Source organism: Acidimangrovimonas pyrenivorans, from assembly GCF_042643245.1.
Lineage (GTDB): Bacteria > Pseudomonadota > Alphaproteobacteria > Rhodobacterales > Rhodobacteraceae > Acidimangrovimonas > Acidimangrovimonas pyrenivorans.
Window position 1 is genome coordinate 1 of the sequence record NZ_JBHRSK010000003.1, and the last position, 13451, is coordinate 13451.

14 protein-coding genes are annotated in these 13451 nt (G+C 67.9%); 11 read left to right on the top strand and 3 right to left on the bottom strand.

Annotated elements, in window-relative coordinates:
• Positions 1-293: DUF5368 family protein (locus ACFOES_RS02240; RefSeq protein ID WP_377831532.1), on the top strand; the 293-nt coding region annotated here is incomplete at its 5' end.
• Positions 294-498: 205 nt separating this feature from the next.
• Positions 499-915: a hypothetical protein gene (locus tag ACFOES_RS02245; protein ID WP_377831533.1), complete on the top strand. Its 417-nt coding sequence runs from the start codon at positions 499-501 to the stop codon at positions 913-915.
• A 172-nt stretch (positions 916-1087) separates the two neighbouring features.
• Here ACFOES_RS02245 and ACFOES_RS02250 read toward each other — a convergent pair whose 3' ends face one another.
• The gene (locus ACFOES_RS02250; protein WP_377831534.1) at positions 1088-1585 is read right to left on the bottom strand and encodes a hypothetical protein; all 498 of its coding nucleotides are present in this window, start codon (positions 1583-1585) and stop codon (positions 1088-1090) included.
• 552 nt (positions 1586-2137) lie between these two features.
• Between ACFOES_RS02250 and ACFOES_RS02255 the strand changes: the two genes are divergently transcribed.
• From ACFOES_RS02255 to ACFOES_RS02265, 3 genes are all read left to right on the top strand, one after another.
• On the top strand, positions 2138-3478 hold the full coding sequence (locus ACFOES_RS02255; RefSeq protein WP_377831535.1) for a cytochrome P450: 1341 nt from the start codon (positions 2138-2140) through the stop codon (positions 3476-3478).
• 240 nt (positions 3479-3718) lie between these two features.
• Positions 3719-4813, top strand: a complete 1095-nt coding sequence (locus ACFOES_RS02260) for a hypothetical protein (RefSeq protein WP_377831536.1) — start codon at positions 3719-3721, stop codon at positions 4811-4813.
• Between the two features lie 151 nt (positions 4814-4964).
• A complete protein-coding gene (locus ACFOES_RS02265; RefSeq protein ID WP_377831537.1) occupies positions 4965-5987 on the top strand; it encodes an aspartate-semialdehyde dehydrogenase in 1023 nt (340 codons plus the stop codon).
• Between the two features lie 109 nt (positions 5988-6096).
• Here the strand turns inward: ACFOES_RS02265 and ACFOES_RS02270 are convergent, their stop codons facing one another.
• The gene (locus tag ACFOES_RS02270; RefSeq protein WP_377831538.1) at positions 6097-6747 is read right to left on the bottom strand and encodes a carbonic anhydrase; all 651 of its coding nucleotides are present in this window, start codon (positions 6745-6747) and stop codon (positions 6097-6099) included.
• A 140-nt stretch (positions 6748-6887) separates the two neighbouring features.
• On the opposite strand from ACFOES_RS02270, the gene ACFOES_RS02275 reads away from it, so the two are divergent.
• The 3 genes from ACFOES_RS02275 (at position 6888) to ACFOES_RS02285 (ending at position 9636) form a co-directional block, all read left to right on the top strand.
• Positions 6888-7271: a hypothetical protein gene (locus ACFOES_RS02275; RefSeq protein ID WP_377831539.1), complete on the top strand. Its 384-nt coding sequence runs from the start codon at positions 6888-6890 to the stop codon at positions 7269-7271.
• A 138-nt stretch (positions 7272-7409) separates the two neighbouring features.
• Positions 7410-8795, top strand: coding sequence for a leucyl aminopeptidase family protein (locus ACFOES_RS02280; protein ID WP_377831540.1), 1386 nt, complete (start codon positions 7410-7412; stop codon positions 8793-8795).
• A 1-nt stretch (position 8796) separates the two neighbouring features.
• Positions 8797-9636 (top strand): C40 family peptidase, encoded by an 840-nt coding sequence (locus tag ACFOES_RS02285; protein WP_377831541.1) that lies wholly within the window; start codon positions 8797-8799, stop codon positions 9634-9636.
• Between the two features lie 142 nt (positions 9637-9778).
• On the opposite strand, the gene ACFOES_RS02290 is transcribed toward ACFOES_RS02285, so the two are convergent.
• Complete coding sequence (locus tag ACFOES_RS02290; protein WP_377831542.1) at positions 9779-10126, bottom strand: DUF2794 domain-containing protein; 348 nt, start codon at positions 10124-10126, stop codon at positions 9779-9781.
• Between the two features lie 351 nt (positions 10127-10477).
• Here ACFOES_RS02290 and paaI point away from each other — a divergent pair, with 351 nt between their 5' ends.
• From paaI to paaK, 3 genes are read left to right on the top strand one after another with little or no spacing between them, the layout of a single operon-like run.
• The gene (gene paaI, locus ACFOES_RS02295) at positions 10478-10915 is read left to right on the top strand and encodes a hydroxyphenylacetyl-CoA thioesterase PaaI (protein ID WP_377831543.1); all 438 of its coding nucleotides are present in this window, start codon (positions 10478-10480) and stop codon (positions 10913-10915) included.
• Positions 10912-12114: a 3-oxoadipyl-CoA thiolase gene (gene pcaF / locus ACFOES_RS02300; RefSeq protein WP_377831544.1), complete on the top strand. Its 1203-nt coding sequence runs from the start codon at positions 10912-10914 to the stop codon at positions 12112-12114. The genes paaI and pcaF overlap by 4 nt, the downstream gene beginning before the upstream one ends.
• A 26-nt stretch (positions 12115-12140) precedes the next feature.
• Positions 12141-13451, top strand: a complete 1311-nt coding sequence (gene paaK / locus ACFOES_RS02305; RefSeq protein ID WP_377831545.1) for a phenylacetate--CoA ligase PaaK — start codon at positions 12141-12143, stop codon at positions 13449-13451.

Sequence of the window (13451 nt, forward strand, 5' to 3'; positions counted from 1 at the left end):
TCCGGTCACGGCTGGATGAAAGACCCGTGGCAGGTCAGACGCATTCGCATTTCAGCGATATCGGCGGGCCGGTCGACGTGATCGCCTTGCTCGGGATCGCGGCGCTGGGCGCGGTGGCGCGGCAATTCTGGTCTATGCGGCCCAATCCCTGGCGCGCAAGAAGGCCTCGTGACCCTTCGCCGGCTCCGGCATCGTGGACGGAGCCGCATCTGCCCGGGCGCTCGTCGCAACATGTGGCAACGTTCCGGCACGAAAACGGTGATCAATGGCCTGCATTTGGAGCGAAGCCATGAACCGCGGGCCATCCGCGGCACCGGGCCGGATCGGTTTCTGTCGCCCGCGCCGGCTGTCACGCCCCGCGTTCACGATGCGGCCGTCGAAGGCCGGCCGGCAACAGGTGTTGACAAGGCCGCCCTGTGCGTTTTGAAGTTTTCAATGGTGGGCTAACGTATTTACCAAATGGGGCAGAAAGCCGAGCCCCCAGTGAAATTCCGGGCAATGAGACTGACTTCGACCGGCGCCATCTCCGTTGTTGTGACTCTTGGTGCAATCGCGCTTCTGTTGATGGCCATCGCCTTTGGCTATGACGAGAATCCCGGGGCGAAAAGCTCCGGCGAGCAGATTTTCAACCGCGAGGCCAGGAAAGCCGCAATACCGACAGATGTCGCCGCGATCGCATGCGAGCATATCGACGATCTGCCGGAGGATTACCTGGGGGGCTGGGTGATCGGCTATTGGTCCGGCATAATTCTGCACGGCGCCGATGAGGCGCTTCGCAAACAGCGGCCGCATCTGTCGAGAACAACGCCGAGGATGGCGAGCTCGCGCGTCAAGTTCTTCTGCCTGGCATCGCCGAGAGCTTCCATTGGAGAGGCATCGTACGAGGCGCTGATGTCAGAGATTCGGCGACGCTAGGTGCAACCTCGCCGCGATTTCTGGACAAGGCGGCCTGAAACGCAAACGGTCCGGCCTCTCCGGTCGGCCTCTCGGCGCAGCGGAGATGGCCCGGCCCCGTGCGGGCCGGGTTGATTGCCGACCGCGCGATGCGATCGGCAAACCAACTGCTGAATCCCGTCCGGCGAAATGCTCAATCGGCGGGGAAAAACATCGGCAGCTTGGCATCGAGCGTCCGGCAGGATCTTTTCAGAACCGACTGGATTGAAGTCGCCTTGCGATGCCGGTGCCGGTAGCGATACATGAATTGGGCGTACCGGGCGACAAGCGGCGTCAGCACGCCGGCGTCAATGACGATGCGATCCGTCCAGATGGAGCCATTCTCGCACGGACGGACTTCGACCGAGTGGCGCCACGATTTGATCTTCTCGTTGGACTCGCTGCTCTGTAGCCGGCGCCCTTCGCGGTCGATGTTCTGGATCTTGATCTCGTAGCCATCGCACCTGAAAAGGCCCAACACCTTGATATCGGTCTTGTAGGTCCTGCCGGCGACCATCGGCAGCGCGGGCAGCCCCTTGTAAGTGGAAATGCCGCGGGTCATCTCGACCAGATCCGCAAAGCTGCTCGCGCGTTCGAACATCGTGTCGGCGTCATCGGCGTAATGAGCTGTGACCAATAGATCAGCTGTCATGCGTGTCCTCCCATACCTGGCTCGCACTGGGTGCGAAAAAAACGAACGGCCGCGCGATCCGGGGCCGTCGATGCCCGGCCTGTTTCGCGCGCCGCCGAACGGGCTAATGCGTCATGTGGGCAGGAACGTGGCCGTTTATGGCCTTTCGCTGGGCCAGGTGTTCGGCGATGGGCAAACCGGAGCGGACGCCCCGTTGCCGGTCTGGCGGCACCCGGCCCGGGGCCGGCCACGCGCCCTTCGCCCACGCCTCCTTGCCGGGGGCTTTCGGGGCGCACCAAGCCGATCCGGGCGCGCAGGCGCGCATTTCCCGGGCGAAGGGGCCCGGCCGGTCATTTCCCGCCTTCCTCAGTGTAGATGATTGGTGCGCACTGCCCCCCAGTATGGCATACAAGGAAGGGCAGAGCGGCCTGTCGAAATACTCTATCTGGTATCATGCGCCAATTCATCGAGGCGTGAGCAGGTCGGGAATACGCGCTCGGCGCGTCAAGCATGACGTCGAGACTGACAAGGGGCGAATTGGTGGAAGAGCAGGCAATTGCGATAGAGCGCACATTGGAAGAACCCAACCGGCCGAAACTGGTTGCGGCGGAACTGGCGACGGGCGATATCGGGCTGATCGACTTTGCCCGCAAGGCGGGAAAGAACATATTCTCGGTCATTCCCGACGCGACGCGAACCCAGACCTATCTTCGCGGGCCGGCCAATATTCACTATGTCTGCGATCCGGACATGGTCACGGAGCTGCTGGCCGGTGTCGGCCGCCGCTTCCCGAAATCGCAATTCACGCGCAATGTCATCGGCCCTGTCGTCGGCAATGGGATGATTTTGGCGGAAGGTGAAAAGTGGCGTGAACAGCGGCACCGCTATGCGCCGCTCTTTGCCGCCCGTCATCTTCCGATCCTGACGAGCCATTTCGCCGGAACGGGTGACGAGCTGGCGGAATTCTTTGCCAAGGCGAATGGCGAGGTGGATGTCGCGGATGCGGCCCAGGAGGCGACGCTGACGAATATCTCGCGCGTCATGTTCTCGGGCAACGAAGCGGTGGCCAAGCGAGACGTGCGCGAAGGGATGCGCATGTTCGCCGCCTATATCAGCTATATGTCGCTGTTCGACCTGATGGGGCTGCCGAAATGGGTGCCGCGGCTGAAATGGCTGCGCAGCAAGGCGGCGATCAGATATGCGCGGACGCTGACCCGCAGCGTCATCGAGACCCGCCAGGCGCAGCGGCACGAAGAGGCGGAGGATTTTCTCGACCTGCTGATCGAGGCGCTGGAAACCGATCGCGAGGAACTCGACACCACCATCGACAACCTGCTGACCTTCGTCGCCGCCGGCTACGAGACCTCGGCCAACACGATTGCCTGGGGGCTCTACCTGCTCGCGGCGCACCCGGAGGTGCAGGAGGAGATCCGCAGGGAGGTTCTGTCGGTCCGGCCGTCCGGTCCGATCACCTTCGAATCCCTGCCCGAGATGCCCAAGCTGCGCGCCCATGTCCGGGAAACGCTGCGGATGTATCCCGCCGGGGCCCTGTTCGCGCGCGATGCGACGGAAGACACCGAGATCGACGGCGTCACCTTCAAGAAGGGCGATGTCATCATGTTCCCGGTCTACTCGCTGCACCGCAACGAGGTGCTGTGGGACAAGCCGGAGGAATATCGCCTGGAAAGGTTCCTCGAGAACAAGAAATACCCGCGCGGCCAATATATCCCCTTCGGCGACGGCCCGCGCATCTGCATCGGGGCGCAATATGCCGAGACCGAGATCATGGTGCTGCTGGCCTCGGTTCTCAGGCGTGTGCGGTTCGGCATGACCGACCATCCTGTCCTGGCCCCCAACCTGACCTTCACCATGCGTCCCGGCGGCCCGATCATTCTCAGCTCGCAGCCGATCTAGGCCGGGTCGGCAAGAGGGGGCAGGCGGCAGCCGCCGACCATGGCCCGGGCAGGTCTCCGCGATGGCGACCTGCCTGGCAGGCGTTCCGGTTCCGGACGGTGAACGGGCGTTCATGAACGCGTTGGGCCGGCTGTTCGGGGCCGCGCGGAATGGGCGGAAGCCCGCGTCTTCACGCGATGGCTTATTGACCTTCCGAGCCCAATCTGCGACGCGGCCCTCCCGCTTCCATGTGAGGGCATCATGCAGGACAAACAGCTGGACCGGGCCGAGTTCGACCTCCTGGCCGTCATCAGGCAAATCCATGCCACGCAGGGACCCGTCGAGCGGAGTGCGCTTTCGGTCACCGCGCGGGGCCAGGGGGTCGAGGTGGCGCGGCCGCTGGTGCGGCTGAAGCAGCTTGGGCTGGTCGAGGAGTTCGAGCGCCGGCCGTCCTTCTTCAAACGTCTGTTCGGTGCCCGGCCCATGGTGATGCTGCGTCCGACGGTGGCGGCAGAGGCGGTGGAGGGACCCGCCGGCGCACCCCCGGCGGAGGTCGCCGCCGCGCCTGAAGCAGCGCCGGAGCCCGCAGAGGCGCCCGCCACCGAGGCCCCCGTGCCGCCGGCCGCGGTGCCGGAAACCGTGCAAGAAGCCGTCCCGCAAGCGCCGGCGCCTGCGGCCGGGCTGGCAGCGGCCGCCCCGCTGGACGCCGCGCCCGAGAAGGTCACCCCCGCCGCTCCCGCTCCCGCTCCTGTCGCCGACGCCGCCGCACCGGCCGAGGCCCCGGCCGACGACGATGTCGCGCCGCGCGCAGCGCCGCCCCGTCCGGTCGCCGCCCGCCGCCGTCCCGCGCCGCGGCGCGTGTCGAACGCGGATTACACCGAGGATCTCGGCGGCGTGCCGATGGACGACGCCGGCCCGACGCTGAGCGCCGGGGTCGATCCCGAGATCCTCGACGGGCTGCGCGAAATGCTCGGCGTGCTCGGGATGGAGCTGACCCTGGCCGGCGAAGCCCTGATCGGCGACCGCATGGCCAAGGGCGTCGCGGCGGGCGAGGCGCTTTCGCAGGTGGTCCTGTTCGCCTTCGCCCATGCCGTGCGCGCCAGCGCCGCCTCCGACGACGGCGCGGCCGAGATGCCGAAGCTGTCCGAATACGCGGTCGAGGTCATGCGCGAGCTGGAGAAGCTGCGCGATGCCGGCGCGATCGAGGACGCGCGCTTCGAGGCGGACATGCGCCAGCTCTGGGCGATGGTGCAGGACGATCCGGCACAGGCCGAGACGCTGCTGGCCGACCCGGTCGGCGGCGCCGCGCCGCCGGCGCTGCTGCCCGAGGACCAGCGCCCGATCATTGTCGACTGATCCTCGCTCCGGGGCAGCTTGCGGGCTGTGGCGGGCCGGCCCCGAAATCCGCCGTTCCGGCGGGCGAGGCCCCCGGATACCCCTTTAATGTCAGGCGCGATTGCGTTAAGTGGCGGCGTCTTTGCCAACAAGACATAGATAGGAGGTCCTGATGGGCTATAAGGTCGTCGTCGTCGGCGCCACGGGGAACGTGGGCCGCGAAATGCTGAACATCCTGGCCGAGCGCCAGTTCCCGGTCGATGAAATCGCGGCGCTGGCATCGCGCAAGTCGCTGGGCACCGAGGTCAGCTTTGGCGAGACTACCCTGAAGACCAAGGACCTCGACACGTTCGACTTCGCCGGCTGGGACATCGCGCTCTTCGCCATCGGCTCGGGCCCGACCAAGACCTATGCGCCGAAGGCCGCGGCGGCGGGCTGCGTGGTGATCGACAACTCGTCGCTCTACCGCTACGAGCCGGATATCCCGCTGGTCGTGCCGGAAGTGAACCCCGAGGCCGTCGACGGCTATGCCAAGCGCAACATCATCGCCAACCCGAACTGCTCGACCGCGCAGATGGTGGTGGCGCTCAAGCCGCTGCATGACCGGGCCAGGATCAAGCGGGTGGTGGTCAGCACCTACCAGTCGGTCTCGGGCGCCGGCAAGGAGGGCATGGACGAACTCTGGGATCAGACCAAGGGCATGTATGTGCCGGGCCAGGAAAAGGCGCCGGAGAAGTTCACCAAGCAGATCGCCTTCAACGTCATTCCCCATATCGACGTCTTCATGGAAGACGGCTCGACCAAGGAGGAATGGAAGATGGTCGCCGAGACCAAGAAGATCGTCGATCCGAAGATCAAGCTGACCGCGACCTGCGTCCGCGTGCCGGTCTTCGTCGGCCATTCGGAAGCGATCAACATCGAGTTCGAGGAGTTCCTCGACGAGGACGAGGCGCGCGACATCCTGCGCGAGGCGCCGGGCGTGATGGTCGTCGACAAGCGCGAGGATGGCGGCTACGTCACGCCGGTCGAATGCGTCGGCGATTTCGCCACCTTCATCAGCCGGGTGCGGCAGGATTCGACGATCGACAACGGTCTGAACCTGTGGTGCGTCAGCGACAACCTGCGCAAGGGCGCGGCGCTGAACGCGGTGCAGATCGCCGAAACGCTGGGCAAGCGCTGCCTGAATAAGGGCTGAGCTTAACCCCGGTTCAACATTCTGGAGGCCAGGATCCGGCGATGTGCAGGATCCTGGCCTCTTTTTCTGTCGATGACGCGGCCCCGATCGAGCCGGTCGAAGCCCCGTCTCAGACCCGGACGAAATCCCCTTTCGCCGGGTCGTAGCACTCCAGGTCGCCCTCGCCGATGTCGTTCCACAGCCCGTGCAGCGTCATCACCTCGCCCTCGACCGCTTCGCGCACGAAGGGGAAGGTCATCAGGTTTTCCAGGCTGACCAGCACCGCCTGGCGCTCCATCGCCCGCGTGCGTTCGGCCGGATCGGCGATCTCGGCGGTGCGCTCGTAGCCCGGACGCAGCAGGTCCATCCAGCGACCGACATAGCTCGCCTGTTCCTCGAGCTCGGGCGCATGGCCCGAGCACATGTCGTAGCAGCCTTTCACGCCGCCGCAGTTCGAATGCCCCATCACCACGATATGCGCCACCTTGAGCACGTTGACGGCGTATTCCAGCGCCGCCGAGGTGCCGTGCAGGTCGCCATCGGGTTTGTGCGGCGGCACCAGGTTGGCGATGTTGCGGTGGATGAAGAACTCGCCCTGGTCGGCGCCGAAGATCGAGGTGACATGGACCCGGCTGTCGCAGCAGGAAATCACCATGGCGCGGGGGTGCTGGCCCTCTTTGGCCAGGCGGCGGTACCAGGCCTTGTTCTCGTGATAGGCGGTAGCCTTCCAGCCGTGGTAACGCTGCACCAGATAGGTGGGAAGCGGCCTGGCGTGGCGCATGTCACGTCTCCTTACCTGTTCTGGGCGTTCTCTCTAGGGCGCATTCGGCCAATGATCGAGGGCTTTGTTGGTCCGCATCAACCTTTTCTTCACCTGTTGCCGTCACTACTGGCCGGGATCACCCCGAGGGAACAGGACGGATGAGCTGCCAACCCGCCCAATTGCGACCCTGCGCGGGCCCCTGGCTGGACCCCGAGCGACTGCTCGCACTGCGGGAGGAGCTGGGGCCGGAGGCGCTGGAACAGTTGCTGCAGGTCACCCTGCGCGACCTGGCGCGGCTGATGGAGGGCTTGCGGGCGCATTACGCCGGAACCGCGCCGCGCGCCTTCGCCGCCGATCTGGCGGCCCTGCAGCGGCTGGCCGGCCATGTCGGGATGGCCGGTCTCGCCCAGGCCGCCGCCGCGGTGTTGCTCTGCCTCGACCGGCGCGACGCCACCGCGCTCGCCGCAACCTGGGCCCGGCTGCGGCGCATCGGCGAACGGGTCCTGGCCGCCGAATCCGACCTGCGCAGCCTGTCGGTCTGATCCCGCGCCCCCGGTCCCTTCCCATGCCCTGCGCCCCTGCTGCGCTTCGTTCCCGAACGGGCCGGGAAACCGGTTTTCCCGCCCGTCATTGCGTTCTAGGCTGGCCGGCGACGCAATCCCTCACGACGCGAGCCTGCCATGCCCTCGATTCCCGCCTTCGCCGATCCCGACAGCCCCGCCCTGCCGCTCCACCTCGTCGCCCGCGACGGGCTCGCGGCCTGGCTCAAGGACCAGCCGCCGGCGGTGGCGGAGTGGCTCAGGGCCACCGGCTTCGAGGCCAAACCGGGCGAGCTGCGGCTGCTGCCGGGCGAGGGTGGCCTTGCCGGCGCGGTGTTCGGGGCCGCGGATGCGAAAAGCCGGGCGCGCGACCGTTTCCTGATCGCCAAGGCGGCGGCGGGTCTGCCGGCGGGCAATTGGCAGATCGCCGGCGATCTCGATCCGGCGGCGCGGGACGAGGCGGCGCTGGGCTGGCTGCTCGCCGGCTACCGTTTCGACCGCTACAAGGCGGGCGAGCCGCAGGCGGCGCGGCTCAAGGCTCCGGCGGGTGTCGACACCGCCCGGATCGCCGCCATCGCCGCCGGCGAGGCCCTGACCCGCGACCTGATCAACACCCCGGCCTCCGATCTCGGCCCCGAGGAGCTCGAAGCCGCCGCCGTCGTCCTTGCCGCCGAGTTCGGCGCCGACCTCCGCGCGATCCGCGGCGACGAACTGCTGGCCGAGAACCTGCCGATGATCCACGCCGTCGGCCGCGCCTCGGCCCGCGCCCCGCGGCTGATCGAGCTGCGCTGGGGCGGCACCGGCCCGCAGCTGACGCTGGTCGGCAAGGGGGTATGCTTCGATACCGGCGGACTCGACATCAAACCGGCTTCGGGCATGCTGTTGATGAAGAAGGATATGGGCGGCGCGGCCACCGTGCTGGGGCTGGCCCGGATGATCATGGCGCAGGAGCTCAAGCTGCGGCTGCGCGTGCTGGTCCCGGCGGTCGAGAACGCGATCTCGGGCGAGGCGATGCGGCCCAAGGACATCCTGACCAGCCGCAAGGGCCTGACCGTCGAGGTCAACAACACCGATGCCGAGGGACGGCTGGTGCTGGCCGACGCGCTGGCGCTGGCGGATGAGGAAAAGCCCGACCTGGTGGTCTCGATGGCCACCCTGACCGGCGCCGCCCGGGTCGCCGTCGGCCCCGACCTGGCGCCGTTCTACACCGATGACGACGACATCGCCGTCGCGCTGGCCGGGGCGGCGGCAACGGTGCGCGACCCGGTCTGGCGGATGCCGTTCTGGGACCCTTACGAGAGCATAATCGAACCGGGCATCGCCGATCTCGACAACGCGCCCGCGGGCGGTTTCGCCGGCTCGATCACCGCGGCGCTGTTCCTGCGCCGCTTCGTCGAGGCGTCGCGCTACATCCATTTCGACATCTACGGCCACCAGCCGGCCGCCGCCCCGGCCCGGCCCAAGGGCGGCGTGGGCCAGGGCGCCCGGGCGCTGTTCGAGGCGTTGCCGCAGCTGCTGGGGCTGTAGCATGGACCGCCGCCTCACCCCCGCCAACGGCCGCGTCGCCCACGAGTCGCTGCGCGGCCAGGTCGAGGCCGAACGCTACGTCCGCGGCCACTGGCAGCGGGTGACCGTCCCGGTCGCCGACATCCTGTCGCGCCCGCACGGCCCGCGCGACCGCCAGCTGCTGTTCGGCGAGCGGGTGCTGGTGCTGGACGCGGTCGATGGCCATGCTTACCTGCGGGCCGAGCGCGACGGCTATGTCGGCTATGTCGCCACCGGCGCGCTGGGCCCGGACGGCCATGCCAGCCACTGGCTCCACGCCCCCGCCAGCCATCTCTACCCCGCGCCCGACATCAAGCAGCGCGAGCTGGCGCCGCTGTCGCTGGGATCGCGGCTGACCATCGTCGCCGAACACGGCAAGTTCGCCGAGACCGACAGCGGCGGCTTCGTCTATGCCCCCCACATCAGCCCGCTGAGCGCCCGCGCCACCGACCCGGTGCGGGTGGCCGAGAGTTTCCTCGGCACGCCCTATCTCTGGGGCGGAGACACGCGGCAGGGGATCGACTGCTCCGGCCTCGTCCAGGCCGCCTTCCTCGCCTGCGGCATTCCCTGTCCCGCCGACAGCGACCTGCAGGAGGAGGATTTCGGCCGCCCCCTCGATGCCGGCGAAGAGCTGCGCCGGGGCGACCTGCTGTTCTGGAAGGGCCATGTTGCGCTGGTCGCCGGCCCCGACCGCATCCTCCACGCCAACGGCCATGACATGGCGGTGGCCTTCGAGGGGCTGCAGGCCGCCATCGACCGGATCGCGGCCCAGGGCGAAGGCCCGGTGACGGCGCGCAAGCGGGTGTTGGCGGCGGCGCCCTGATCCCGGCGCCGCGCCGGTGGCCGGTACGGGACGCTCCGCGGGGGATATTTTGATGAAGATGAAATGGGAGGGGCCTCTCTGCCCATTTCTTCTTTGCGGAAATACTCCGGGGGTCCGGGGGCTGGCCCCCGGCCTTGCCGCCTCAGTCGATCGGCCGGATCAGCTTGCGCTCAAGCACCCGCAGGACGGTCTTCAGCTCGTGCCCGCGGCGCAGGATTTGGCCGTCCATGCCGACCACCGAATACATGCCCTGGCGGTTGCGCAGCCTGGGACGCTTTTCGATGCGGTAGAGCGGGTGTTCGGCGGTGCGGCGGAAGATCGAGAAGACGGCGGCCTCGCGCAGGCAGGAGATGCCGTAGTCGCGCCATTCGCCCGCTGCGACCATCCGACCGTAGAGCCCGAGGATCAGACCGAGTTCGCGGCGGTCGAAACTGACCTGCTCGACGGGTCGTTGCGCGTTCGGGAAGGGGGTCGGGGGCTGCACCGTCATGGCCCCCAGATTGCGCCCGCCGGGCGCGCAAATCAAGCGCGGGCCGGGTTTCCGGCCCGAATTGCGCCGCAGAATCTCCCCATCGCGCCGCAAAATCACCTTCGAACCGTCGCGGCGGGATCGCGTTGCCGCCCGGATTGGCCGCCATTCTGGCCTCGTAGCGGGAGACGCTATTCCGGTGCCGAGGTGTTACATAGCCCCCAAGCACGCCGCGGCACCGGAGCCTCCCGCGGAACGAGGACGCCCCTGTCGTATCGGCAGGGGCTTTCCTTGTTCCGGGTCCATGGACGGGAACTATTGACCGTCCGGTCGGTTTTGTGCAGCATCGCCGAATCAGTCGGGAGGAGCCGCATGACACCGGAGGAACGGGCGCGCCGCAGCGCCGATGCGATGTGGGCCGATGATGCCGCCTCGAAATGGCTTGGCATGACGCTGGACGAGGTCGGTCCGGGCCGGGCGGTCACCTCGATGGTGGTGGCGAAACATCACCTGAACGGCCACGGCATCTGCCATGGCGGCTTCATCTTCACCCTTGCCGACAGCGCCTTCGCCTTCGCCTGCAACAGCTACAACCAGCTGGTGGTGGCGCAGCACAACTCGATCAGCTACCTGTCGCCGGGTCAGCCCGGCGAAACGCTGGTGGCGACGGCGGTCGAGGTCAGCCGCAGCGGGCGCTCGGGCATCTATGACGTCACGGTCACCGGGGCCGACGGGCGCCAGGTGGCGCTGTTCCGTGGTGCCTCGCGCCAGGTCAAGGGACAGCATTTCGAGGAGGCGGAGAGCGCATGAGACAGGCCTTTCTTTGCGAAGCCCTGCGGACCCCGATCGGCCGCTACGGCGGTGCGCTGGCGGCGGTGCGGCCCGACGACATGCTGGCCCATGTGGTCCGCGAGGTGATGGAGAAGGCTCCGGGCCTGCCGGGCGAGGCGATCGACGATTTCTATGCCGGCTGCGCCAACCAGGCCGGCGAGGACAACCGCAACGTCGCCCGGATGGCGGTGCTGCTGGCCGGGCTGCCCGACACGGTGCCGGCGGCGACGGTCAACCGGCTCTGCGGCTCGGGGCTGGACTCGGTCGGTCTGGCCGCGCGCGCGGTGCGCACGGGCGAGGCCGAGGTGGTGCTGGCCGGCGGGGTCGAGAGCATGAGCCGGGCGCCGCTGGTGATGCCCAAGGCCGACGCCGCCTTCTCGCGCAAGGCCGAGATCTACGACACGACCATCGGCTGGCGCTTCGTCAACAAGCTGATCAAGGCGCAATACGGCATCGACTCGATGCCCGAGACGGCCGAGAACGTGGCCGAGGAGTTCAACGTCGGCCGCGCCGACCAGGACGCCTTCGCCCTGCGCTCGCAAGAGCGCGCGGCGGCGGCCATCGCCTCGGGCCGGATGGCGGAAGAGATCGCGCCGGTGACGATCCCGCAGCGCAAGGGCGACCCGCGCGTCGTCGACACCGACGAGCATCCGCGCCAGACCACGTTGGAGAAACTGGCCGCGCTGCACACCCCGTTCCGCGACAACGGCTGCGTCACGGCGGGCAATGCCAGCGGCGTCAATGACGGCGCGGCGGCGCTGATCGTCGCCTCGGAAGCGGCGGTCGAAAGATACGGCCTGACCCCCAAGGCGCGGATCACCGGCATGGCGACGGCGGGGGTGCCGCCGCGGATCATGGGCATCGGCCCGGCCCCGGCGAGCGAGAAACTTCTTGACCGCATGGGCCTCGGTATCGGTGATATTGATATCGTCGAGCTGAACGAGGCTTTCGCGGCGCAGGGCCTGGCGGTGATGCGCCGGCTCGGTCTGCCGGACGACGCCGAGCATGTGAACCCGAATGGCGGCGCCATCGCGCTGGGCCATCCGCTGGGCATGTCGGGTGCGCGGCTGGCGTTGACGGCGGCGATCGAGATGGGGCATCGCGATGCCGGCCGGGCGCTCTGCACCATGTGCATCGGCGTCGGCCAGGGCATCGCGCTGATGCTCGAGAAGGCCTGAAACCGGTCTGAGGGGAGGAGGGGGCCATGAAGGATCTGACACCGCGGCGCGAGGATCTCGATCCGATCGAGATCGCCTCGCGCGATGAGATCGCGGCGTTGCAGCTGGAGCGGATGAAGTGGTCGCTCCGCCATGCCTATGACAACGTGCCGTTCTACAAGCAGAAGTTCGACGCCGCCGGGGTCCATCCCGACGACCTCAAGCAACTTTCGGACCTCTCCAGATTCCCCTTCACCGTCAAGCAGGACCTGCGCGACCACTACCCCTACGGCATGTTCGCCGTGCCGCGGCAGAAGGTGGCGCGGCTGCACGCCTCCTCGGGCACCACGGGCCAGCCGACGGTGGTCGGCTATACCCTGAAGGACATCGACACCTGGGCGACCATGGTCGCCCGCTCGCTCCGCGCCAGCGGCACCCGGCCGGGCGACGTCGTCCATGTCGCCTATGGCTACGGGCTGTTCACCGGCGGGCTGGGCGCCCATTATGGGGCCGAGAAGCTGGGCGCGACGGTGGTGCCGGTCTCGGGCGGGATGACCCCGCGCCAGGTCCAGCTGATCGAGGATTTCGGGGCCACGACGATCATGGTGACGCCCTCCTACATGCTGTCGATCCTCGACGAATACCGCGCCCAGGGCCGCGACCCGCGCGACAGCGTGCTGCAGGTCGGCGTCTTCGGCGCCGAGCCCTGGACCAACGCGATGCGGTCGGAAATCGAACAGGCGTTCGATATGCATGCGGTCGATATCTACGGCCTGTCTGAGGTGATGGGCCCGGGCGTCGCCAACGAATGCGTCGAGACCAAGGACGGGCTGCATATCTGGGAGGATCATTTCTACCCCGAGATCATCGACCCGGTGACGGGCGAGGTGCTGCCCGACGGCTCGGACGGCGAGCTGGTCTTCACCTCGCTGACCAAGGAGGCGCTGCCGATCATCCGCTACCGCACCCGCGACCTGACCCGGCTGCTGCCGGGCACGGCCCGGTCGATGCGGCGGATGGAGAAGATCACCGGCCGCACCGACGACATGATTATCCTGCGCGGCGTCAACATCTTCCCGACCCAGATCGAGGAACAGCTGATGGCGGTGCCGGAACTGGCGCCGCATTTCCAGCTCGAGCTGACGCGCGAGGGCCGGATGGACGCGATGACGGTCCATGTCGAGGCGGTCGAGGGCTATTCCGACCCCGCCGCCCGCACCCACGCCGCCGCGACGCTGCAGCACCGGGTCAAGCAGCGCGTCGGGGTGACGGTGGCGGTCAAGATCACCGATCCCGGCGGCGTGGCGCGCAGCCAGGGCAAGGCCGTGCGCATCGTCGACAACCGGCCGAAGGCTTAG